Source organism: Collinsella aerofaciens (genome assembly GCF_039758965.1).
In the GTDB taxonomy this organism is placed as follows: Bacteria; Actinomycetota; Coriobacteriia; order Coriobacteriales; family Coriobacteriaceae; genus Collinsella; species Collinsella aerofaciens_BR.
In genome coordinates this window covers 1-24,299 of record NZ_JBDMSL010000019.1, presented here as the reverse complement: position 1 = coordinate 24,299, position 24,299 = coordinate 1, and the positions used below count along the sequence as shown (strand labels likewise).

At 61.5% G+C, this 24,299-nt stretch carries 17 protein-coding genes; 12 read left to right on the top strand and 5 right to left on the bottom strand.

Annotation, left to right across the window (positions count from 1 at the left end):
- Positions 1-7 precede the first annotated feature (7 nt).
- The 3 genes from ABHU32_RS07245 (at position 8) to ABHU32_RS07235 (ending at position 2,507) form a co-directional block, all read left to right on the top strand.
- Positions 8-406: a PTS sugar transporter subunit IIA gene (locus ABHU32_RS07245; RefSeq protein ID WP_152067443.1), complete on the top strand. Its 399-nt coding sequence runs from the start codon at positions 8-10 to the stop codon at positions 404-406.
- A gap of 12 nt (positions 407-418) precedes the next feature.
- Positions 419-1,543 carry a glycoside hydrolase family 172 protein gene (locus ABHU32_RS07240; protein ID WP_260698761.1) on the top strand — a complete coding sequence of 375 codons (1,125 nt, stop codon included), beginning with the start codon at positions 419-421 and terminating at the stop codon, positions 1,541-1,543.
- A gap of 79 nt (positions 1,544-1,622) precedes the next feature.
- Positions 1,623-2,507, top strand: a complete 885-nt coding sequence (locus tag ABHU32_RS07235; protein WP_346979518.1) for an ROK family protein — start codon at positions 1,623-1,625, stop codon at positions 2,505-2,507.
- Positions 2,508-2,622: 115 nt separating this feature from the next.
- Here the strand turns inward: ABHU32_RS07235 and ABHU32_RS07230 are convergent, their stop codons facing one another.
- A complete protein-coding gene (locus ABHU32_RS07230; protein ID WP_346979517.1) occupies positions 2,623-2,859 on the bottom strand; it encodes a DegV family protein in 237 nt (78 codons plus the stop codon).
- A gap of 638 nt (positions 2,860-3,497) precedes the next feature.
- Between ABHU32_RS07230 and ABHU32_RS07225 the strand changes: the two genes are divergently transcribed.
- Both ABHU32_RS07225 and ABHU32_RS07220 read left to right on the top strand, forming a co-directional pair.
- On the top strand, positions 3,498-4,577 hold the full coding sequence (locus ABHU32_RS07225) for a Gfo/Idh/MocA family protein (RefSeq protein WP_346979516.1): 1,080 nt from the start codon (positions 3,498-3,500) through the stop codon (positions 4,575-4,577).
- A gap of 3 nt (positions 4,578-4,580) precedes the next feature.
- Positions 4,581-5,327 (top strand): DeoR/GlpR family DNA-binding transcription regulator, encoded by a 747-nt coding sequence (locus ABHU32_RS07220; RefSeq protein ID WP_346979515.1) that lies wholly within the window; start codon positions 4,581-4,583, stop codon positions 5,325-5,327.
- A gap of 430 nt (positions 5,328-5,757) precedes the next feature.
- Here ABHU32_RS07220 and ABHU32_RS07215 read toward each other — a convergent pair whose 3' ends face one another.
- Positions 5,758-6,417, bottom strand: coding sequence for an RluA family pseudouridine synthase (locus tag ABHU32_RS07215; RefSeq protein WP_346979514.1), 660 nt, complete (start codon positions 6,415-6,417; stop codon positions 5,758-5,760).
- Between the two features lie 15 nt (positions 6,418-6,432).
- Positions 6,433-8,928 (bottom strand): U32 family peptidase, encoded by a 2,496-nt coding sequence (locus ABHU32_RS07210; protein WP_346979513.1) that lies wholly within the window; start codon positions 8,926-8,928, stop codon positions 6,433-6,435.
- Positions 8,929-9,306: 378 nt separating this feature from the next.
- On the opposite strand from ABHU32_RS07210, the gene ABHU32_RS07205 reads away from it, so the two are divergent.
- A complete protein-coding gene (locus tag ABHU32_RS07205) occupies positions 9,307-9,684 on the top strand; it encodes a RidA family protein (protein WP_035137477.1) in 378 nt (125 codons plus the stop codon).
- A gap of 124 nt (positions 9,685-9,808) precedes the next feature.
- On the opposite strand, the gene ABHU32_RS07200 is transcribed toward ABHU32_RS07205, so the two are convergent.
- Positions 9,809-10,465, bottom strand: coding sequence for a helix-turn-helix transcriptional regulator (locus ABHU32_RS07200; protein WP_271758618.1), 657 nt, complete (start codon positions 10,463-10,465; stop codon positions 9,809-9,811).
- A gap of 352 nt (positions 10,466-10,817) precedes the next feature.
- Between ABHU32_RS07200 and ABHU32_RS07195 the strand changes: the two genes are divergently transcribed.
- From ABHU32_RS07195 to xdh, 5 genes are all read left to right on the top strand, one after another.
- On the top strand, positions 10,818-12,212 hold the full coding sequence (locus tag ABHU32_RS07195) for a uracil-xanthine permease family protein (RefSeq protein WP_035137475.1): 1,395 nt from the start codon (positions 10,818-10,820) through the stop codon (positions 12,210-12,212).
- 196 nt (positions 12,213-12,408) lie between these two features.
- Entirely contained in the window at positions 12,409-13,764 is a 1,356-nt protein-coding gene (gene ssnA / locus ABHU32_RS07190) for a putative aminohydrolase SsnA (RefSeq protein WP_346979512.1), read from the top strand.
- A 148-nt stretch (positions 13,765-13,912) separates the two neighbouring features.
- Complete coding sequence (gene ygfK, locus ABHU32_RS07185; RefSeq protein ID WP_346979511.1) at positions 13,913-16,912, top strand: putative selenate reductase subunit YgfK; 3,000 nt, start codon at positions 13,913-13,915, stop codon at positions 16,910-16,912.
- Between the two features lie 11 nt (positions 16,913-16,923).
- Positions 16,924-17,403, top strand: coding sequence for a 4Fe-4S binding protein (locus ABHU32_RS07180; protein WP_006235055.1), 480 nt, complete (start codon positions 16,924-16,926; stop codon positions 17,401-17,403).
- 12 nt (positions 17,404-17,415) lie between these two features.
- Entirely contained in the window at positions 17,416-20,193 is a 2,778-nt protein-coding gene (xdh, locus tag ABHU32_RS07175; RefSeq protein ID WP_346979510.1) for a selenium-dependent xanthine dehydrogenase, read from the top strand.
- A gap of 538 nt (positions 20,194-20,731) precedes the next feature.
- On the opposite strand, the gene ABHU32_RS07170 is transcribed toward xdh, so the two are convergent.
- Positions 20,732-21,730: a hypothetical protein gene (locus ABHU32_RS07170; protein ID WP_346979509.1), complete on the bottom strand. Its 999-nt coding sequence runs from the start codon at positions 21,728-21,730 to the stop codon at positions 20,732-20,734.
- 591 nt (positions 21,731-22,321) lie between these two features.
- On the opposite strand from ABHU32_RS07170, the gene ABHU32_RS07165 reads away from it, so the two are divergent.
- A complete protein-coding gene (locus tag ABHU32_RS07165) occupies positions 22,322-23,701 on the top strand; it encodes an ATP-binding protein (protein WP_346979508.1) in 1,380 nt (459 codons plus the stop codon).
- Positions 23,702-24,299 lie beyond the last annotated feature (598 nt).

Sequence of the window (24,299 nt, the reverse complement as noted above, 5' to 3'; positions counted from 1 at the left end):
TGAATCAATGAGAAAGATAGTTGTGGCGAGCCATTCCCTTCTCGCCCAGGGCTTCAAGGACACCCTCGAGTTCCTTACGGGTAAGAGCGACGCCGTCACCGCCGTTTGCGCCTACGTGAACGACAACGGCGAGGGGCTCGACGCGGCGGTCGAGGCGGCGCTTTCGGGCACTGACGAGGTCGTCGTCCTTACCGACGCGCTCGGCGGCAGCGTGAACCAGCGCTTCTCCCGCTTCGCCTCCGACCGGATCCACGTGATCGCGGGTGTCAACCTCCCGCTCGCCATGACGGTCGCGCTCGCGCGCCCCGACGAGAAACTCGACTTCGACGCCCTCGTCGACGAGGCGCGCCAGCAGATCGTCTACGTGAACGGTGCCAGTTCCGCCGAGTGCGAAGACGACGAATAGAGGAGGTCGACGATGAGAGAGTTCCTTAAAGACGTGTGGATGCACGGCGGTGAGGAAAGCCGCGCCATCACCCCCGAGAACATCACGGGCGAGAAGGGCCACGCCGCCATGTCGGCCAGCCACCTCGGCGTCGGCCGCAAAGGCTCGTGCTGCGTGCCCCTTGAGTCCGGCGAGACCATCACGCTCGCGGACATCGAGGGCCCCGGCATCATCCGCCACATCTGGATGACCGTCCCCGACAAGACCGCCGCCGGCAGCTTCGTCATGCGCGACCTCGTGCTGCGCTTCTACTGGGACGACGAGGAGACCCCCTCGGTCGAGTGCCCTGTCGGCGACTTCTTCTGCAACGGCTTCGGTGAGCGCGCCATCGTCAACTCGATGCCCATCTGCGTGAACCCGACGGGCGGCATGAACTGCTACTTCGAGATGCCTTTCAGGAAGCACGCCAAAGTCACGCTTACGAGCGAGCACCCCGGGTTCATTAAGTACATCTTCTACACGTTCAACTACGCGCTCACCGACGTGCCGGACGACGCCATGTACTTCCACGCCCGTTTTAACCGCGAGCGCAGCACCCGCAGGGGCGTCGACTACACCGTGCTCGACGGCGTGCGCGGTAAGGGCTACTACGTCGGCACCTACATGGCCCTGTGCGCCCTGGAGCGCTATTGGTGGGGCGAGGGCGAGATGAAGTTCTTCCTCGACGGCGACGAGGAGTTCCCCACGGTCACCTCGACGGGAGCCGAGGACTACTTTGGCGGCGCCTGGGCCTTCCTCGACAGGCCGCCCCACGCGCTGCCCGAGGCGCAGTGCTTCAACACGCTGTTCGCCGGCTACCCGTACCGCTCGACGCGCGACGCCACGCGCGACCGCTTCAGCGCGGGCAAGCCGAACCCGAACCCGATGCTCGCGACCAACGACGACGCGCTGCCCAGGCACGGCCTCTACAGGTGGCACCTTCCCGACCCGATCTCGTTCAAGGAGGACCTGCGCGTGACGTTCCAGGACCTCGGCAACGACGACATCAAGCTCTACGAGCGCGAGGACGACATCTCCACCGTCGCCTACTGGTACCAAAGCGAGCCGCACGCCGTGCTCGCCCCGTTTGCCGCAAGGCAGGACCGCGTGCCCAGGTAGGGTCGCCTCGAAACAAGCCAACGTTATGGGCGTCCGCGGTTGACCATGACTGCGGGCGTCCCTTTGTAAGGAGGATCACATGAGCGAAAAGCAAATGAGGCTCGGCGCCCTCGAGGCCGGCGGGACCAAGATGGTCTGTGCCGTGGTGTCCGGCGACGGCGAGGTCCTCGACCGTATGGAGACCCCGACGCTTGCGCCCGCCGAGACCGTCCCGCAGATGATCGAGTGGTTCGCCGCCCGCGATGTGGACGCGTTGGGCATCGGCGCCTTCGGCCCGACCTGCGTCGACCCCGCCGACGAGCGCTACGGCTCCATCCTCCAAACGCCCAAGCTCGCGTGGCGAGGCTATGGTCTTCGCGCCGCGTTTGCCGACGCCCTCGGGATTCCGGTGGCCTACGATACGGACGTGAACGTTGCCTGCCTCGGCGAAGCGGTCTTCGGCTGCTGCAAGGGGCTCAAGGACGCCGTCTACGTGACCATCGGCACCGGCGTGGGCGCGGGCGTCATGTGCGCGGGCAGGCTCCTTCACGGCATGCTGCACCCCGAGGCCGGCCACATGCTGGTAAGGACCCGTCCCACCGAGGAAGGACGCTGCGTCTGCCCGAGCCACGCGAGCTGCCTCGAGGGCCTCGCCTCCGGCCCCGCCATCGCCGCGCGCTGGGGAAAGCCCGCGGCCGAGCTCGCGGACAACGATGAGGTGTGGATGCTCGAGGGGGATTATCTGGGGCAGATGTGTGCGAACCTCGTGCTCATGTACTCGCCTCACCGCATCGTCCTCGGCGGCGGCGTGATGCACCAGGAGCAGCTCTACGGCATCGTCCGCAAGAAGACCCTCGAATATCTGGGTGGCTACATCCAGACCGCCGAGCTTAAGGACATGGAGAGCTACATCTGCGCCCCGGGCTACGGCGGCGACCAAGGAATCCTCGGCGCGGCCGAGCTGGCAAGAAGGGCGCTCGCGTAACTTGCGCTCTCTCCGCCATACAACGCGTTAAGAAAAGACGAGCGCTTCTTGCCAATTGGGCGGCAAGAAGCGCTCGTCTTTTGCATTTGTTTTTGGGCAGAACGCCCCGCCTCCGCTAGAGTCCCTGGACCGCTACACCCACGAGGTTTGGACCGGTGTGGACAAGAAGCGCGGGGCTGATGTCGGAGCGGACGACCTCCACTGCGTTGGCCACGCGCTCGCGCAGGGCCTGCTCCATGCGGTCGTAAAGGTCGGCGTAGGCCGAGGTGTAGCTCACGGCAAAGCGCACCTTGGGGTGCTTCTCGGCGATGGCGGCGACGAGCTTGACCTCGGTGCGATGCGGTACTTGCATAGCCATTTCGTGTGCGCGAGGCTGTCGGCTTTCTGGGCCACAGCAATCACATTCCCCCTAGCATGATGACCTGAACAATCCTCATGCTAGGGGGAAGGTTTTTGTCGCGTAGCGGAAATTGGCCTCCACCCGCTGAGCGGGTGGCTTTCTATGCCGCGCGTGCCGTGCGGCACGGACTAAAGTCCATGAATAAAAACGAGGAAGGCCACGTCCGACCTCCCTCGCAAAGGGTCTCTGATTACTCCCACTCATTGGGGACAGGCTTACATGAGTGATTGCACTCATTGGGGACAGACTTAAATGAGTGCTCTTGAAATGCCGGCGCCTGGGGACGTTCCTTTTCTGTCGGCAGTTTGGGACGGTCCTTAGAGCTGCAGCGCGCCATGAGTGACGTGGTGAAGCGGATCATCCTGTCTTTGAAGTTCTAAGTAGAATTCCCCGTCTCTGAGCAATGATTAGTGCGCATTTGTGCGTATTTGCGTGCGCAGGATTGCGTGACCATGCGTGTATATGCGCCGTCTGCGGTTGTATTTTGACCGTTTGGCGGTTATATACGCAGAAGTACGCACATACACGCGTATTTGTGCGAATATATAGCTGTCAGAATTGAAAGACTTTTCACGACGCAGGAGGTATTCATGGCAGATTCCAAACAGGCTCCGCTCGACGCCGAGGCAGCCGCAAAGGCGGCGTTTGCCTCGGTCCAGGATCAGCCGTTCCCCGATGATATCTTTACGGCCCCCGAGCTCCGCTGGGCCGTGATCGGTTGCGGTGTTATCGCCAACCAAATGGCCCAGTCCCTCGCTCTGGCCGGCCGCAAGCTCGCGGGTGTCGCCAACCGTACGCTGTCCAAGGCCCAGGCTTTTGCCGAGCAGTATGGTGTCGAGAAGGTGTACGAGACGGTTGAGGACCTCTACGCCGATCCAGACATCGATGCCGTCTATATCACCACGCCGCACAACACCCATATCACCTATCTGCGTGCCGCCCTGGCGGCCGGCAAGCACGTTCTCTGCGAGAAGGCCATCACGCTCAACTCCGCCGAGCTCGATGAGGCCCGCGCCATTGCCGCCGAACACAACGTGGTCCTTATGGACGCTACCACGGTGCTCCACATGCCCTTGTATCAAGAGCTGCGCCGCCGCATGGATGCCGGCGAGTTTGGCCGCATGAACCTCGCTCAGCTCAACTTTGGTAGCTACAAGGAGTACGGCGACCTGACCAACCGTTTCTACAATCGCAACCTCGCCGGCGGCGCCATGCTCGACATTGGCGTGTACGCCCTGTCCGTCATGCGCCTGTTTATGGCCAGCCAGCCAGCCGAGGTCGTGTCTCTGGGCAATACCTGCGAGACTGGCGTTGACGTCGCGGGTGGCATTGTCTGCCGTAATGCTGAGCAGCAGCTGGGCGTTGTGAGCCTTACGCTCCACTCCAAGCAGCCCAAGCGCTCGGTCATCAGCTTCGATAAGTGCTATATCGAGGTCAATGAGTATCCGCGTGCCGATCACGCGACCATCGTGTGGACTGCGGACGGCCACCGCGAGGAGGTCCACGCCGGCACCGAGGCTTACGCCCTTTGCTATGAGATGGCCGATCTTGAGAAGGCCGTTCCCGACGATGACTCCAAGCGCGAGCTGCTGGATTATGCTTCTGATGTTATGGAGCTTATGACCAAGCTTCGCGCCGACTGGGGAGTCGTGTACCCCGAGGAGGAGTAAACGATGCTAGCGGAAGATAGGCTCAATGCGATCGTGACGATGGTGCAGCAGGCTGGCTCGGTTACCGTGCCGGAGCTTGCTGAAGCCCTGGGCGTGACGGCGTCTACCATTCGGCGCGACCTGCAGGCGCTCGACCGTGCACACCGTATCGCCAAGGTGCACGGAGGCGCGACGAGTCTGGAGCGTGCGCACGTGACGCGCGACCTGACGATCAACGAGCGCAGTGATCTCCATAACGATGACAAGGAGCGCATCTGCGCCCGTGCGGCGGCGCTTGTGGAGCCCGAGAGCTTTGTGTACATCGATTCAGGTTCGACGACGCTTAGGCTCATCGAGCATCTTCCGCGCCTTGAGGGCGTCACCTATGTGACCGACTCCGTGCTCCATGCTCAGCATCTCGCTCTGCGCGGCATGCGCACCGTGGTGCTGGGCGGCGAGCTCAAGCCCGAGACCGAGGCGCTCGTCGGTCCCGACGCCTTGGCAACCCTGGACCGCTATAACTTCAACTGCGGCTTTTGGGGTTCCAATGGCATCGCCGCCGAGCAAGGTCTCACCACACCGGATATTGAGGAAGCGCAGGTCAAGCGTGTCTCGATGCGCCATACCGCCAAACGCTTCGTAATCTCGGACGCCAGCAAATTTGGCATGGTGGCGCCCGTCAAGTTCGCGGACTTCCGCGACGCAACGATCATCACCGCGGGCGAGGTGCCCGCCAAGTACCAGTCGATGGATAACGTCATCACGGTCTAGCAAGCAGGGGCAGGCTAAGGCCAAAACCACCACAAAGGTGCCTGTCCCCATTGTGGTGGTTAGTAACGAAAACCGATTAGTTTTCTCAATAGAAAAGCGGCAACGTCCATCACGGGCGTTGCCGCTTTCGTTGTCTGCCGGTTTGTCTAAGTCTGTAACAACTGGACTGTCAAAAGTGGGTTAGATGTTACAGATTGAGATACTTCCGAACCGCGCCGTCCCTTTGTCTCGATCTGTAACATCTGGGACCGATTTTGCCGAGTTATTGTTACAGATTGAGATTTTCCCTTAAGGGGGATTCGAATGTCTCGATCTGTAACAGATAGACCGGAAAAAGGGTTCTAACTGTTACGGATCGAGACGTTTTGGGACCGCGGCTGAGCCATTGCGGCAAAACCACCACAAAGGTGCCTGTCCCCATTGTGGTGGTTTAGGGCTCCCAGGGGCAGGGGGCTTCGATGTGGATGGGCTCGCCGGTTACGGGATGCGTAAAGGACACGCTGTGGGCATGGAGCATCAGGCCGCAGGGACGCGGCGTGCCGTAGAGCTCGTCGCCCACCAGGGGATGACGCTCGCTCGCCAGGTGCACGCGGATCTGGTGTTTGCGGCCGGTGAGCAGCTCGACATCGATATACGAACGCGTGGGCAGGCCTCGGCGGCTCTTAAGGCGCTTGAGCACCTTCACGCGCGTTTGAGACGGCTTGCCGCTGGCGCCGACGCGCATCTTTCGGCTGTCGTGACGGTCGCGGGCGATGGGCTTGTCGATGAGCTTTTCGTTCCAGTCGATCTTGCCCTCGGCGAGCGCCAGGTAGTGCTTCTCGAAAGCGTGGTCGATCACCATCTGGTCAAAGGCGGGCTGCGTCTGCTTGTCGAGCGAGAACAGCACCACGCCGGTGGTGTCGCGGTCCAGGCGGTTGAGCGGCTGCATGTCGGTCGCGGCAAAGCCGTCGCCCATCGCCAGCAGCAGGTCGCTGGCGTAGTCGGTGAGCGTGCGCTCGCCGGTGCCGTCGCCGTGGACGATCATGCCGGCGGGCTTGTCGATGGCCATGAGCCAGGCGTCGCAGTAGAGGACTTGAGGTTCTTCGTTCACGTGTAAGCCTTTCGGTTAGCTGATTCCCACAAACATGCAGCCCGAGGTCGCCCCGCGTAGGCGGGCGGCGGGCTTGCGGCCGGTCTGCGCTGCTTCGACGGCACGACGGACGCGGGCGACGGCACGGCCCACCTCATCCGTCTCGAGCAGCGTTCCGTCCACCATGAGGCGACGCACGCCGGCGTCGAGCAGCTGAGGAACCTGCGGCGTGAGGTCGATGGGGTAGGCATCGTACAGGCGAGAGCGGCCGTGGATGTCGGTGCGGACGGGCATGACCTTTCCGTCGATATTCTTGAGCGAGAGCTTGCGGGCACGCAGGCGGCAGTTGGCACAATCGTGGATGCAGCCATTGGCAACCTGCAGAATGCAATGCTCGCTTGTCATGACGCGCGGGCGGCCAAAGACGGTGATGCCCAGAGCAGCGGGCGCGGCGGCGCCGAGCGAGACAATCTCGTCGAGCGTGATCTCGGGCGAGAGCCAAAACGCACCGGCGCCGCGCTCGGCAAGCGCCTCCATGCAGGGCGTGTTGTGCACCGGCAGGCAAGAGCGAATCTCGACCGTGGCGCCAGCCTGCGCGGCCAGGGCAAGCTCGGAGATATTGCCGACGGCGACGGTGGCTCCAGCATTGATCCAGGGATCGACGCGCTCGTGGTCGACGGCGCGGCAGACCTCGTCGAGTACGGGCACGATACCCTGCTCAAATGCATCGGCGGGGGAGAGCCTGGCCGCATCGAGCGCGTCGGTGGTCATGTAGATGCGCGTTGCACCCTCCACGCGCGCTGCCTCGGCGGCTTCGAGCGTGGTGACGGCGGCGCAGATCTGCGGCTCATCGCGGTAATGCTCGGGCGCGGGGCGGGAATCACTGGTTACAATCGCCGGCAACTCGAGCGTTTTCGCGCGCTCATCATACGGTGCCAGAATGGCCTCCTCCAATGCTTTACAAGCGGCGGCGCGCACCTTGTGCACAGCGGAGAAGCCCATGCCGCAGCCCTCATCGAGCGCCACATCAAAGCTCGCAGCCTCAAAAGGCGAGGAACCCATGCGGCCCACATGCTCAACCAGGTCTGCCGCCTCGACGGCGCGGGTCTTGGCGGCCTCGACAGTGAAGCCCGTGGCGGTGGCGGTGAGCGCGGGGTCGTCGCAGCAGGTGAGTGTGACAGTAAACGGCTCGCCCAGGCGCGCCACGACGGACACATCAACAGCTCGGCGGCGCAGCACATCGCGCTTGAGCGCGGCGCCGGCGGCGTCGATGGCACGCTGACTGCGAATCACGCGGACGCGGCAGCCCTCGGGCATGCTGCGGGGCACGCGACATTCGATGATGTCGCCCGCGGCGGCATCATCGGCGGCAATGGTGGTCAGGAACTGGTCAAACTCGTTATCGTGGCGAAGCTCCAGCAGGTCGCCCTTGCCCACGGGCTCAAACAACTCAATGCGGGCGATGGCGGCGCGACGACGACGGTCGTCGGGTTTGAGCCCGCGCACGTCGTGGTTGGCCAGACGGCTGCCCAGCACCGTGCCCACGATCTGGCCGCGGTTGTTGGAACGCTCGTAGCTCATCATCTCGTCGCCCGAGGCGCCGTCCTGATAGGCATGCGTAAAGTCGCGGTTGAAGCAGCGCTTGAGCTGGCGCTGGCGGGCGGCTTCCTCGTCCTTGGCAACGGTGGCTCCGGATAGCATGTCGTCAATTTCGTGACGATACACATCGACGATGGAGTACACGTAATCGGGCGCCTTCATGCGGCCCTCGAGCTTGAGCGACGCGGCGCCGGCGTCATACAGGCGGCGAACAAGCTGCGAGGTGTTGGTGTCACGCGGGCATAGCGCACGCTCGCGGCCGGCGGGGGAGAGCGCGCGACCGTTTTCGTCGATCAGTTCGTAGGGCAGGCGGCAGGGCTGGGCGCACATGCCACGGTTGGCCGATCGTCCCGCCATGGCAAAGCTCGAAAGCAGGCACAGACCCGAGTAGCAAAAGCAGATGGCGCCATGGCTAAAGACCTCAAGGTCCACATCGGGCGCGGCATTATGAATGGCGGCGATCTCGTCGATGGAGAGCTCGCGCGAGAGAGTCACGCGGTCGGCGCCCTGCTCGCGGCACCAAAGGGTTCCGCGGTCGTCGTGGATGTTCGCCTGGGTCGAGATATGTGTCTCGATGCCGGGCATGGTGCGCTTGACCTCAAAGAACAGACCCCAGTCCTGGATAATGAAGGCATCGGCGCCCAGCGTGGAGCAGCGATGAATGAGTTGCAGCGCATCGCCCATCTCGGACTGCTTGATGACGATGTTGACCGTGACGTAGACGCGCGACCCGGCTAGATGCGCGGCGCGGCAGGCCTGCTCAAAGGCCTCGTCGGTAAAGTTGGTGGCCTTGCGGCGGGCGTTGAAGCTGCCCATGCCGCAATAGATGGCGTCTGCCCCCGCGGCGAGTGCGGCGGCAAAGGGCTCGGGCCCTCCGGCGGGCGCCAAAAGCTCGGGTCTGCGGTTGGTGGTTCGACTGGCGGTTGCGGTCATATCCTGCCTTTCAAAATGCTCAGATATTCAAAAGTATAGTGGTGCTGTTGCGGCGGACGATGACCGCAGCCCAAGCAGGACAAAGTCTTCAGCAGCCCTTGCAGCAAAAATGATCCGTTTCCCTCCGTCCCCAGCGGATCAGGTGATCCATGGGGGACGGAGGGAAACGGATCATTTTGAGCTTCACCGTCCGGTCGTGCCGTTCAGCGGCCGACAGGCGCCGTTGGGCGATAAATTATTCTCGCAACGTGATAATAATCTTGCATCGCGCGGAAACCTTGAGTACTATCCCAAATCAAGCGCGGTGTTCAGACCGAATTGTGCCTCCCGGTGCGAACGCCGCGCTCACGCTCTCTATCTGATCGTAAGGAGAAAAACATGAGCAAGACCGTCGTGTCTTCCGATAACGCACCCGCAGCCATCGGCCCGTATTCCCCCGGCATCCAGACCGGCAACATGGTGTTCCTGTCCGGCCAGCTGGGCATCGACCCCGCAACCGGCAAGATGCCCGAGGGCGTCGAGGCTCAGGCTAAGCAGTCCCTTGCTAACGTCGAGGCGCTGCTGACCGCTGCCGGCGCCACCTTTGCCGATGTCGTCAAGACCACGGTCTACCTGGCCGACATCGCCGACTTCGCTGCCGTGAACGAGATCTACGCTTCCAAGTTCGAGGCTCCGTTCCCCGCGCGCAGCGCTTTCCAGGTTGCCGCCCTTCCGGCCGGCGGTCTGGTCGAGATCGAGGTCGTCGCCGCTCTCTAAGGCGTTGGCAACAACTAAACATGACATGCAAAAAGACCCTGCAGCGCGTGTGAACTGCAGGGTCTTTTGTCAAGCGATGCGACAAAAATGATCCGTTTTCCTCCGTCCCCAAGGAGTCAGCGGGTTAGCCTTCCTTGCGGACTTTTTGCAGGTAGCGGTAGACGCTGGGCTCCGAGATGCCCAGCGCGGTGGCGGCGCAGGCTACGGCGCCCTTGAGCATGAACACTCCGTTGCCGTTGAGGTGGCGAATGACGTCCACGCGGTCGCTTTGACCAAGCGACGCCACATCCAGCCCGCGAGCGCTCAGCAGCTCGGCAATGCTGCGGTCGATGAGCTCCTGTGTGGACTCCGAAAGGCTTTCGACCTCGATAGAGGCGGGCTCCGTGCGCGTCGGCGCCGCGTCGAAGCACGCCATGAGCTGCTGTGCCATGGCGTTGATGGAGCGCACGGTCGAGAGGTCGGTGTTGACGCAGAGCATGCCGACGATCTCGTCATTCTCGCGGATAAAGTACGTCGCTGACTCCAATGTCTTGCCACCGGCACCGCGGCCCTCGTAGCCCGTAATAAACGGCAGGTCGCGATACTTGGCGTCGTGCATGATCTTGAGCGCCAGGTCGGTGGCGGGACCGCCGACCTTGCGACCGCTCACGATGCCGTTGCGAATATCGACGATGGCGTGGTCGGGATCCGAGAAATCATGCAGCACGATTTCGCTGTTTTTGCCGAGTATCTGCTCCAGGAAATCGACCATCGGCAAAAAGCGACGTACGGTCTCGTTCACGGGCAACTCCTTGGGGTGAAATCGGAAATGTTCATAACAATTTTTTCTCATGGTAACACGCCATTCCTCATCTCGTATATCAGCAGGTACATTGCGTAATACAGACGAACGGTAGGAATTTGGCGGTAAACGGTTGACCAAAAGAAAAGTTAGATGTTATTTTGAGCAGACACTTTCCTGACCTGCGGAAATGCGTTATCTCAGCTGAAGAATAGTCTGATAACAAAAAATTATTATTGAGAATGAGAATCATCTTTAATACGATATGCAACGAAGGCACAACCTCAACCCCGCACTGCGTCACAATAGAGCGTTAGATGCGAAAACAACTATTTCGAGGATTGGTGGTCAAATGACCCAGGAGACGGTTACGAACGGCACTGAAGCCCTGTTCACTCGCGAAGGCATGCCGCCCGTTAAGGAAATGATCCCGTGTGCCCTTCAGCATGTACTGGCATCGTTTGCCGGCATCATTACACCGGCGGTCATCATGGCCGGTGTCTACGGCTTTAATAGCCAGCAGAGCACCGACATCATCCAGGTTGCACTCATTCTTTCGGCAATCGACACGGCCCTTCAGGCCTTCGCTCCCTTCCGTCGTATCGGCGGCGGCCTGCCCATCGTCATGGGCGTTTCGTTCGCGTTCCTGCCGGCCCTTCAGGCCATGGGCGCCTCGGGCTTTAGCTTTGGCGCGCTGCTGGGCGGCGAGATCGTCGGCGGTGCCGTTGCGGTTCTCTTTGGTCTGGCCTACAGCAAGATCAAGTGGCTGTTCCCGCCCGTCGTGACCGGTACGGTCATCTTCTCCATTGGCGTCTCTCTCTATCCCACGGCCGTCAAGTACATGGCCGGCGGTATGGGTACGCCGCTGTGGGGCACCCCGCAGGCCTGGTGCGTCGCTCTTATCACCTTCGCCGTGGTCTTTGCGCTCGCCAACTTTGGCAAGGGCACGCTCAAGCTGGGATCCGTGTTCTTTGGCATGATCGTTGGCATGATCGTCTCCATCCCCTTTGGCATGATCGACTTCTCCAGCGTCGCCACCGCTCAGGTCTTCGCCCTTCCCAAGCTTATGCCCTACGCGCTCGAGTTTGATCCCGAGGTCTGCATTACCCTCGCCGTCGTGTTCCCCATGGTTGCCATCCAGGTTATCGGCGACGTCTCCGCTGCCTGCCTTGGTTCCATCGACCGTATGCCCACCGAGCGCGAGCTCTCCGGCGCTATCGTGTCTCAGGGCCTCACCTCTATGGTCGGCGGCCTGCTGGGCGGTCTTCCCACCAGCGCCCTTGGCCAGAACGTGGGCATCATCTGCTCCAACAAGGTCGTCAACAAGTGGGTCTTTGTGATCATCGCGGCCGTCTTTGCCATCGCCGGTCTGTTCCCGCAGCTCTCTGCCGTGCTCTCCGCCATCCCGCAGCCCGTCATCGGCGGCGCGACCGTCGGCGTCTTTGGCACCATCACCATGAACGGCGTGCGCATGTTCACCCGCGAGGGCCTCACGCAGCGTACTACCACCATCGTCGGTACCTCCGTCGTCTTTGGCCTGGGTATCTGGATGGCCAGCGGTTGCCTTGCCGGCGAGGGTATGCCCACCTGGGTGTCCACCGTCATCGGCTCCAATGCCGTGACCCCCACTGCCATCATGGCCATCGTGCTCAACCTGATTCTTCCGCAGACGCCGGTCGTGGCTCAGCACATCGATGCTGCCAAGGACGCTGCCGTGGATCTGGTTTTGCCCGAGAGCAAGAAGTAACCAATTCGGTGCTATTCGCCGGCGGACGCATCGCCTCGTCCGCCGGCGCCATGCGGCGCCAAGCCGCACTTCAAAGGGCTTGTCCCTTTGGTGAAGCGTTGACGGGAGAGGGCCCGTTTCCGGTGTAGGCCGGCGCTTCGCACTTCCGCCATGTCAGAGGTGTCAAACCCCGCCTCTGATGTTGAAGGGAGCATTTATGCTTCTGGTCGCTAACGGTTCCGTCTTTACCCGCAACGCTCAGACTCCGTTCATTCCCAACGGTGCAGTCGCTATTGACGGAGATACGATCGTCGAAGTGGGCCCCGAGCGCGAGCTCAAGGCCAAGTACCCGGATGCCGAGTACGTCGACGCCCAGGGCAACCTCATCATGCCCGGACTCATCAACTGCCATACCCACATCTACTCGGGTCTGGCCCGCGGCCTTGCCATTAAGGGCTGCAACCCCACCAACTTCCTGGAAAATCTTGAGCAGCAGTGGTGGAAGATTGACGACAACCTGACGCTCGACGGCACCAAGGCCAGTGCCTATGCCACAATCCTGGATTCTATCCGCGACGGCGTCACCACGATCTTCGATCACCATGCGAGCTTCTGCGAGATTCCGGGCAGCCTCTTTACCATTAAGGACGCCGCTCAGGAGCTGGGCATGCGTTCGTGCCTGTGCTACGAGGTTTCCGACCGCCGTGGCCAGGAAAAGTGCGACCAGGCCATTGCCGAGAACGCCGAGTTTGCCCAGTGGGCCGCCAAGGAGCGTCGCGATAACGACAACCACATGATCGCCGCAATGTTTGGCGGTCATGCCACCTTTACGCTGTCGGACGAGACCATGGATAAGATGGCCGAGGCCAACAACGGCCTGACCGGCTTCCACATCCACGTGTGCGAGGGCATGAACGACGTGTGGGATTCCCGCCTCAACCGCGGCGGCATCAGCCCCGTCGAGCGCCTGCTGCAGCACAACCTGCTCGGTCCCGACACCATGCTCGGCCACTGCATCCATGTGACGCCCGCCGAGATGGATATCGTCAAGGAGTCCGGCACCTGGCTGGTTAACAACCCCGAATCCAATATGGGCAATGCCGTGGGCTGCGCCCCCGTGCTCGAGTTCTTCCGTCGCGGCATCCCCGTGTGCATGGGCACCGACGCCTACACCCACGATATGCTCGAGAGCCTCAAGGTCTTCCTGATTATTCAGCGCCACAACGCCGCTATGCCCAACGTGGGCTGGTGCGAGGCCATGACCATGCTGTTTGAGAATAACGCCAAGATGGCCAGCAAGTACTTCGATCGCAAGCTCGGTGTGCTTGAGCCCGGCGCTGCCGCCGACGTCATCGTCATGGACTATAAGCCCTTTACGCCGCTGAGCGAGGAGAACATCGACGGCCACATGCTCTTTGGCATGATGGGCAAAAACTGCCGCACCACCATCATCAACGGCCGCGTCCTGTACAAGGATCGCGAGTTTGTTGGCATTGATGAGGACAAGATCAACGCGTGGACCATGGCCGAGTCCAAGAAGCTCTGGAGCACGCTCAACGATCGCGCCTACTAATTACAAGTAGATTCACGCGCGTCGGATGTTTCGCCGCATCCGACGCGCGTATAGGCGACCTCCGCGGGGTCGCCGGCGCTGTGCTAGCGCTACACCGTATTTGCGCCCGCCGCGCGGTCTCGCCGGGCGTTACAGAGAGGAGCTCACTATGAGCGACATCATGAGGCCGATCCCGTTTTCGCAGCTGATGAACTGGATCATCGAGGAGCACAAGACTCAGGGCGCCGTCTTTGGCGTGCGCAAGATGGTCACGGCCAACCAGGAGGGTGCGCTTCCCATTTTTGACGAGCGCATCGAGACTCCGTTTGGCCCGGCCGCCGGCCCCAACACGCAGCTGGCCCAGAACATCGTGGCCTCTTATGTGGCTGGTTCCCGCTTCTTTGAGCTTAAGACCGTTCAGGTTATGGACGGCGAGGAGCTCTCCAAGTGCGTTAACAAGCCCTGCATTGTGGCGCAGGACGAGTGCTACAACTGCGAGTGGTCGACCGAGCTCGAGGTTCCGCAGGCCTTTGCCGAGTACGTGAAGGCATGGTTCGCCTGCCACCTGATCGCTCGCGAGTACGGCCTGGGCAGCCCGGACGGCTTTGTCTTTAACATGTCGGTGGGCTATGACCTGGAGGGCATTAAGAGCCCCAAGGTCGATGCGTACATTGAGGGCATGAAGGACGCCAGCGGCTCCGAGGTTTGGAACGAGTGCCGCACGTGGGCGCTCGCTAACCTGGACAAGTTTGAGCATGTCGATGCTGCGTTTGTCGAGTCCATCCCGGCGCGCGTCTCCAACTCCATTACCGAGTCCACGCTGCACGGCTGCCCGCCCGCCGAGATCGAGCGCATCGCGACCTACCTCATCACCGAGAAGGGCCTCAACACCTACATCAAGTGCAACCCCACGCTGCTGGGCTATGAGTTTGCCCGCCAGCGCCTCAACGAGCTGGGCTTTGACTACATCGTCTTCGATGACACGCACTTCCGCGAGGACCTGCAGTGGGCCGATGCCGTGCCCATGTTCGAGCGCCTGATTGCCCTGTGCGCCGAGCGCGGTTTGGAGTTTGGCGTCAAGCTCACCAACACCTTCCCCGTCGATGTGACGAGGAACGAGCTGCCCTCCACCGAGATGTACATGTCGGGCCGTTCGCTGTTCTCGCTGACCATCGAGGCCGCCCGCCGCATTACCGAGCAGTTCGATGGCAAGCTGCGCATCAGCTACTCCGGCGGTGCTACGGTCTACAACATCCGCGCCCTGTACGATGCCGGCATTTGGCCCGTCACCCTGGCGACCGACGTGCTCAAGCCTGGTGGCTACGAGCGCTTTAGCCAGATGGCCGGCGAGTTTACCGATCTGGACGGCAAGCCGTTTGAGGGTGTCTCTCTCGACGCCGTGACCGCGATCCAGGTCGATTCGCTTACCAACCCGCTCTATAAGAAGCCGCTGCGCCCGCTGCCCGATCGCAAGGTCGCCGGTAAGAGCCCGCTTTCCGACTGCTTTACCACGCCGTGCCGCACGAGCTGCCCCATCCAGCAGGATATTCCCGCCTACCTGGCGGCTGTTGACGAGGGTCGCTACGAGGACGCGCTCAACATTATCATCGAGCGCAACGCCCTGCCGTTCATTACCGGCACCATCTGTCCGCATCCCTGCGGCCGTGCCTGCGAGCGTGCGTTCTACGAGCCCGAGGGCGCCCAGATTCGCGCCAGCAAGCTCAAGGCCGCCCGCGAGGCCATGACCGCCGTGCTGCCCAAGCTGCGCGCCCAGGCCATCGCAAACGACGGCGAGCGCAACGTTGCCGTTATCGGCGGCGGCCCGGCCGGCCTGGCGACGGCGTTCTTCCTGACGCGTGCCGGCGTGCCCGTCACCATCTTCGAGGCCCGCGACTCTCTCGGCGGCGTGGTCCGTCACGTGATCCCCGAGTTCCGTATCGCCAGCGACGATATCTCCCACGATGCCGAGCTCTGCCTGGCCTTTGGCGCCAAGGTGCAGCTCAACGCTCGCGTTGATTCCATCGACGAACTCAAGGCTCAAGGCTTTACTGACGTGGTCGTGGCCACCGGTGCCTGGATGCCCGGCTCTGCGGGCTTGGGCGAGGGTGCCGAGCTCGATGTGCTGGAGTTCCTCGAGGCCGCCAAGAAGGGCGAGAAACTCGAACTGGGCGAGGACGTCGTGGTCATTGGCGCCGGCAACACCGCCATGGACGCGGCCCGCGTGGCCAAGCGCCTGGCCGGCGTGAAGAACGTGCGCCTGGTGTATCGCCGCACCAAGAAGCAGATGCCCGCCGACGAGGAAGAGCTCGATCTTGCTCTTGCCGACGGCGTTGAGTTCTGCGAGCTGCTGGCGCCCAAGGCGCTCAACGGCTCCGTGCTGACCTGCGACGTTATGGAGCTCGGCGAGCCGGATGCAAGCGGCCGTCGCAGTCCCGTCGCCACGGGCGAGACCGTCGAGCTTTCCGCCACCACGGTGATCTGCGCCGTGGGCGAGGGCATCGATGCCAGCCTTTACGATGCCGCGGGCGTCGAGCACGACCGTCGCGGCCGTCTTGCCGCCACCTCCACCGGCGTTGAGGGCGTCTGGGCTGCGGGCGACTGCCGTCGCGGTCCTGCCACCGTGGTCGAGGCTATCGCCGACGCCGCGGAGGTCGCCCGTGCCATCGCCGGCGTGGACTTTAACAAGTACGCCGACTGCAACGAGCAGGCCGGCCGCGAGGACACCTGCTACGAGCGCAAGGGGTCGCTGTGCCGCGACAAGCGCAACTGCACCAAGACCCGCTGCCTGGGCTGCGGCTCGGTGTGCGAGGTCTGCTGCGACGTGTGCCCCAACCGCGCCAACGTGGCAATTAAGGTGCCGGGCCTGGCCAAGCATCAGGTCGTCCATGTCGACGGCATGTGCAACGAGTGCGGTAACTGCGCCGTGTTCTGCCCCTACCAGGAGGGTCGTCCCTACAAGGACAAGCTCACCCTGTTCTGGAGCGAGCAGGACATGGAGAACTCCGAGAACGAGGGCTTCCTGGCCGTGGACGAGGACCACTTTAAGGTCCGCGTCGCCGGCACGGTCCGCACCGTCTCGGTCGATGCCGTCAACACCGGTCTTCCCGAGGCCGTCCGCCTGACCATCAGGGCCGTGCGCGACAACTATTCGTACCTTCTTAAGAAATAGGCGAGTCTCTTATGGCCAAATCCATTCAACATAACGTGGCCTACGTTGCCTGCGGAAGTGGTTGCGCTTCCGCAGGCGGCGACGCCCGCTGCAGCGAAGGCTGCATTGGCTGTGGCGCCTGCGTCACGGCCTGCCCCCACGGCGCCATTGCGCTGGTCGATGGCATCGCCCGCGTGGATCGCTCCAAGTGCACGGGCTGTGGCCTGTGCGGTATGGCGTGCCCGCAGCGCGTGATTGCCTTCGTTCCCGGCTACCAGAACATTCTGGTGCGCTGCAACAACACAGATAAGGGCGCCATCGCTCGCAAGATCTGCGACACGAGCTGCATCGGTTGCGGCATGTGCGCTAAAAAGTGCCCTGCTGGCGCTATCCGCATCGAGGACAACTGCGCCCATATCGACGGCGTGGACTGCCTGTCGTGCGGCATGTGCGCCGTCGTCTGCCCGCATGGCGCCATCCACGACCGCACCGGCATCGCCGCCGGCGTGTAGAAGGGAATCACCATGGCACAGGAATTCACTTTTACCGTTAACGGCGTCGAGCGCACGACGACGGAGAATAAACCGCTGCTGCGCTACCTGCGCGACGACCTGCATATCCATTCCGCCAAGGACGGCTGCTCCGAAGGTGCTTGCGGTACCTGCACCATCCATGTGGACGGTGCGGCCGTCAAGGCGTGCGTGCTGACCACTGCTCTTGCTGCCGGTCGCAACATCGTAACCGTCGAGGGCCTGCCCGAGGACGTGCGCGAGGCCTTTGTGTACGCCTTTGGTGCCGTGGGCGCCGTGCAGTGCGGTTTTTGCATCCCCGGTATGGTCATGGCGGGTGCGGCGCTCATCGCCGAGGACCCCGAGCCCACCGAGGAGCAGATCAAGTACGCCATTCGCGGTAACGTCTGTCGCTGCACCGGCTACAAAAAGATTATCGAGGGCATCTCGCTGGCCGCTGCGGTGCTCCGCGGCGAAAAGCAGATCGACGAGGACCTGGAGCGCGGCGATGACTACGGCGTGGGCAAGCGCGCCTTCCGTATTGACGTGCGCAAGAAGGTGCTCGGCGAGGGCAAGTATCCCGACGACATCGACGAGCTCGATCAGCCGGGCCTGACCTATGCCAGCGCCGTGCGCTCCAAGTATCCGCGCGCCCGCGTGCTCTCCATCGACACCTCCAAGGCCGAGGCCCTGCCCGGTGTGGTGGGCATCCTGCGCGCCGAGGACGTGCCGGTCAACCAGGTCGGCCACCTTATCCAGGACTGGGACGTCATGATCGCTCAGGGCGATATCACCCGCTGCGTGGGCGATGCCATCGTGCTGGTGGTCGCCGAGGACGAGGCGACGCTCGAGAAGGCCAAGAAGCTCGTAAAGATTGACTACGAGCCGTTGGAGCCCGTGCGCAACATTGTGGAGGCCAGGGCCGCCGACGCCCCGCGCCTGCATGACAGCTTCTTTGCCTTTGGCAACACAGTGGAGCTCAAGGACAACGTGTGCCAGAGCCGTCATGTGACGCGCGGCGACGCCGCCAAGGCACTGGCCGAAAGCGCGTTCACCGTGACGCAGCGCTTTACCACGCCCTTTACCGAGCATGCCTTCTTGGAGCCCGAGTGTGCCGTTGCCTTCCCGTACAAGAACGGCGTCAAGGTGCAGTCGACCGACCAGGGTGCCTACGATACGCGCAAAGAGTGCGCTCACATGTTTGGCTGGGATAGCGAGCCCGAGCGCGTGGTTGTAGAGACCATGCTCGTGGGTGGCGGCTTTGGCGGCAAGGAGGACGTGTCCATCCAGCACCTGGCCGCGCTCGCCGCCTATAAGTTCCAACGTCCTGTGAAGTGTAAGCTCACGCGTGCCGAGTCGCTCGCTTTCCATCCCAAGCGCCATGCCATGGACGGCACCTTTACGCTGGGCTGCGACGCCGAGGGCAACTTTACCGGCCTAGACTGCGAGATCAACTTTGACACCGGCGCCTACGCGTCGCTGTGCGGCCCGGTGCTCGAGCGCGCCTGTACGCATGCCGTCGGCCCCTACAAGTACCAGAACACCGACATCCGCGGCTTTGGCTACTACACCAACAACCCGCCCGCCGGTGCGTACCGCGGCTTTGGCGTTTGCCAGTCCGAGTTTGCGCTCGAGAGCCTGATCGACCTGCTGGCAGAGAAGGTCGGCCTGGATCCGTGGGAGATTCGCTACCGCAACGCCATCGAGCCGGGCGAGGTTTTGCCCAACGGTCAGATTGCCGACTGCTCCACGGCGCTGAAGGAGACACTGCTCGAGGTCAAGGATGCCTACTATGCGCATCCCGGACACGCCGGTATCGCCTGCGCCATGAAGAACGCCGGCGTGGGCGTTGGCCTGCCCGATGCCGGCCGCTGCAAGATTCGCATCGAGGACGGCGTGGCCGTGGTCTATGCCGCCACGTCCGACATCGGCCAGGGCTGCAACACCGTCTTTTTGCAGGACGTTGCCGAGGCATGCGGCCTGCCGCTTCGCTGCATCGCCAACGGCGAGTGCTCCACCGAGAACGCTCCCGACTCCGGCACCACGTCTGGCTCGCGTCAGACGGTCGTGACCGGCGAGGCCGTGCGCGGTGCCGCCTTCCTGCTGCGCGATGCCATGCTTGACATCGAGGCCGGCAAGTCTGCGCCCGCCGCTCCCGTGAATGCGCATGGCGACGGCGTCAAGATCGAGTACGACGACGGTCGCGCCTATCAGCTGCGCACACAGGAGCTCGTCGCCGGCCAGGGTATGCATCCTCAGGATCCCGCGGCCGCCATCAAGGCGCTCGAGGGATGCGAGTTTGGCTACGTGTACCTGGAGCCGACCGACAAGCTGGGTGCGGATGTTCCCAATCCCAAGAGCCACATCTGCTACGGCTTTGCCACACATGTGGTCATTTTGGATGATGACGGTCGCGTGAGCGAGGTTTATGCCGCGCACGATTCCGGCAAGGTGGCCAACCCCATCTCCATCCAAGGTCAGATCGAAGGTGGCGTGCTCATGGGTATGGGCTATGCGCTTACCGAGGACTGGCCGCTCAAGGACTGCGTACCCCAGGCAAGGTACGGTACGCTCGGGTTGTTCCGTGCGCCCGAGATTCCGGATATCCACGCCATCTACGTGGAGAAGGACGAGCTGCTGCCCGTGGCATACGGCGGCAAGGGCATCGGCGAGATCGCAACAATCCCCACGGCGCCCGCCGTACAGAACGCCTATCGCGCATTCGACGGCAAGCTGCGTCCGGATCTGCCCATGGTGGATACGCCCTACAGCCGCGCCCGTCGCCGCGGGTAGGGTAGAGCGTGGACGGCCATTGTTGACGGGCCGTTCGCGCTCAACATCAACTACATACGCTGCGCCTTTGGCCCCCGGCTCCATCGCGAGCCGGGGCCTTTTGTTTGGAGCGGAAACTGTGTCCCGGAATCAGGCCTCGGAATGGGACGCGCTTTCCGGAACAGCCCTCAACCGGAAATTGCATCTCGGATTCGACGCTCAGAATGGGATTCGTTTTCCGGAACAGCTCTCAAGCGGAAATTGCATCCCGGAATCAGGCCTCAGAACGGGACGCGCTTTCCGGCGGAGGCCTCAAGCGGAAGCTGTGTCCCAGAATGCGCGCCCGGAATGGGATGCGCTTTCCGCTAGCCGGTCGTTTGGAAAGTGCATCCCAGTTTGAGCATTCATTCCGGGACACGCTTTCCGCTGGCCCGCCATCCGGAAAGTGCATCCCGTTTTGAGCGTCCAGGCTGGGACGCGCTTTCCGTTGGCGTGGCCGTTGGGAAAACGCGGCCCAGATAGGGGGAATGCGATTCGGCGATGCTTGGCCTAGCAGCTCCTACAGGTCCACCTCGTTGAGCCATGTCGGTAGAGCGGTCTGTCGGATGCCTGCCGTCTGCAGCTTTTTGGCGAGCATTCCTGCCGAGCGGACCTCGTTCATAGTAAAGCGCAGCAGAGGGTGACCGTAGAGCGATAGGTGCGCCTCGCGCTGTCGTTCGGCAACGAGCGCCTCGGCGGTGGTGCGTCCGGCCAGCATGGTCTGGTCGGTATATTTGATGAGTCCGTCGAGCTCGCCCAGCGTGAGTTCCCGCGCCTGGCGCTCCCAGGCAAAGTCCGTTCGTATGGGCTTGGCCGAATCGAAGGGGTCCGTCAGCTCGTATTGAAGCCAGTCGGGCGCAAAGCCCGTCTCGATCATGACGGCTCGGGCGACCGATTCCCCGCCGCTCTCGGCGCGGGCGTCGGCATATCGAAGCGTGGTGAGGGCGGTGCGAATCGCGCGACCATTGCGGGCGGTCGCTCGTTGCTCGACGGCCTCCATCAACTGCTCTCGCGTAAGGCCGAGCTTTGAGATCGCCGAATCGGCAATGGGCATGCCGTCGGCAAAACCAGTTTGCAGCAGGCAATCTGTGGCCGTTTGGATGGGCGGCGTTACCGATATGCCGGCTCTGCGTATTGCTCCGGCCGGCTCAATCTGGTGTCGCTGAATATGTGCGCCCGGACGAGCCGACGGCTTTATCGAGCTGCAAACATGCACGACGTTCAGGTGTCGCCACGAGACCTCGAGCCCCAGCAGGCAAGCTGCCGAAAACGAGCAGAACGTCCAATCGGGATGGATGATCGCAAGGGCGCGGATAGTCTCGCAATGGCGTTGCGCTCGGTTGAGTTCATCCCAGCGCGTTTTTCGCGCAAACAACCCCGGCATGGGCGAGACAACCGTGCCGCCGGTGCGCCGAAGGAGCGCTTTTCGGATCGCCGCGCTCGGGGGAATCAGACAGCGCCCCTCTTGTTCGGCTTGGTTCAACAGCTGGTCGATGAGTTGGTCATTGCAATGGGTCATGAGCTACCGCCTCCTTTTGGGTAGCAAAAACGTATCAACTGGAACTTGCCGCTCAGCTGACCAAAAGCTGACCAAAATCTAACCATGCAGGTAGATGACCTGCTTTTGGCGACATATTTCTTGTTTGAATCGGTGGGCGGTAATCGGCGACCGTGAACGGTAGCTGGATATGAAGTCTTGGTAAGTTTCGGGACGTGTACTTTTTGAAAAAGAGCATTCTATCTGCTGTTTTGTGTTTCTGGATCGCATATTTGAAGGCATGTGATAAGGGCGGAGGATCGTCGTCTTGTACCTGAGGAAACCGTGACCCGGAATGAGCGCTCGGAATGGGATGCATTTTCCGGTAGAAGCTTCAGCGGAAAGTGCATCCCAGAATTCAGGCTCAGAACGGGACACGCTTTCCGGATGGAATGCTTGGCGGAAACTACGGCCCAGTTTTTGGCTCCAGAACGGGATACATTTTCCGGAACGGTCCACGTGCGGTGGTGTACCGCCCCTTTTGCGTGCGCCGCTTGTCGAATTACGTTATAGCTAGCTATATTATAGGAAGGTATAATATAGCTAGCTATAACGTAAAGGAAGGATGGCCCTATGTTTATCGGAAGAACAGTGGAAATGTCCGAGCTCAATCGACTGTATGGCACGGGCTCCTTTGAGATGCCTGTGATTTACGGCCGTCGTCGTGTGGGCAAAACGCGTCTTATCACAGAATTCATCCAAGACAAGAAGGCTATTTACTTTCAAGCTCGTCGTACCAATGCAGAGGCAAACCTGCACGGCTTTAGCCAGGCGATACTTGCGGGTTCGGTTGGTGCTGCAGGCGTGTCGTTTCGTAGTTTTGACGAGGCGTTCGATGCATTGGCCACCATGGCTCGCACGGAACGTTTGATTGTCGTGATTGACGAGTATCCCTATCTCGCCCAATCGAATCCCGAGATCAGTTCGTTGCTGCAAGACAAGATTGATCACTTGTACAAAGAGACTAGGCTCATGCTGATTCTATGCGGCTCGTCTCTTTCGTTTATGGAGGAACAGGTGTTGGGCTACGAGAGCCCACTATACGGTAGGCGTACGGCCCAGTTTAAGATCATGCCGCTCGATTTTACGACGACCCTCGGCCTGTGGCAGAGCATGAGTCGCGAAGACGCTGCAGTTTGCTATGGTATGACGGGCGGCATTCCTGCATATATCGAGAGAGTCGATCCTGCCGCATCGCTCAAGGACAACATCAAACGTCTTTTTCTTACTTCTACGGGCTATCTCTTTGAGGAGCCGAGTAACCTGCTAATGCAAGAGTGCCGCAATCCCGAGCAATATGATGCGATCGTGCAAGCAATTGCTCAGGGGCGCTCGAAGATCTCGGAGATTGCGAGCTCTACGGGAATCCCTGCGAGCAACGTAAAGAGCTATGTGGATAAGCTGGCGTCGCTTGGGATTGTCGAGCGCGAGCTGCCCCTAAACGAGACGAGCAATAAGCGAGCCGTGTATCTGCTGAGCGACCAGATGTTTAGGTTCTGGTACAAGTTTGTTCCGCAGAACATCGGGCTGATTCAAAACGATATGGCCGAGATGGCGTATAAGCGCATTGAGCCGCACGTATCGGATTACATGGGTACGGTCTTTGAGCTTATATGCAGACAATACGTGTACGAACTCGCGCGCGCGGGCCAGCTCGATGTGGTTCCGGCGAGCGTCGGGCGCTGGTGGGGGACGGACAATCGCACGCATACGCAGGAAGAAATCGACTTGATTGTTGACGATGGCGAGGGCGCTGCGCTGTTTGCGGAGTGCAAATGGCGCAATGAACCGGCGGGCGAAGACGTGCTGCAAAAGCTCGTGCACCGAAGCGAGCTCTTTAGACGGCAACGAAAAAGCTATGCACTTTTCTCAAAAAGCGGCTTTACGCAGGGATGTCGGGATGCCGCGGAGAGTAGGGGAGACGTCAAGCTGATCTCGTTTGCCGAGATGTGAGGGCGGGGATAATGAAGCGCGTCCTGATTTGATGCCGGGAATGGGATGTGCTTTCCTTTTGCGACCTTTGGCGGAAAGTGCGTTCCAGATTTCGGCTTCAGAATGGGATGCCGTTTCCGGATCGGCCCTCAGGCGGAAACTACGACCCGGAATTCGGCTCCAAAACGGGATACGCTATCCCGATGGCATCTCTAGCGGAAACTGCATCCCGGAATGAGCTCTCGGAACGGGACACGCTTTCCCATCGGGGCTTCAAGCGGAAACCGTGTCCCGGAATCGAGCCTCAGGGTGGGACGCATTTTCCGGTAGAGGCCTGGGACGGAAGGCGTGTCCCAGAATCCGGCTAATCCGATGGCCAGGTGGTTGAGCGAGCGGGCTCCGAGGCTCCATTACTGAAAATTCATTTGTTAAACCTGGCAACCGTGGGTAGAATAAAGTCGACGGCAGCCCAAGGGTGATAGCTGGGCAGCGCCGTTACTTAGTTCAAGGGGTCAATGCCTTAACGGCGTCGACCCCTCTTCTTTAATATGAGAAAGCCATTGTCAATAGGCGTGTTTGTTCGAGCCCGGTTTTAAACCGGGCTTTTTCGTTTCCCGTC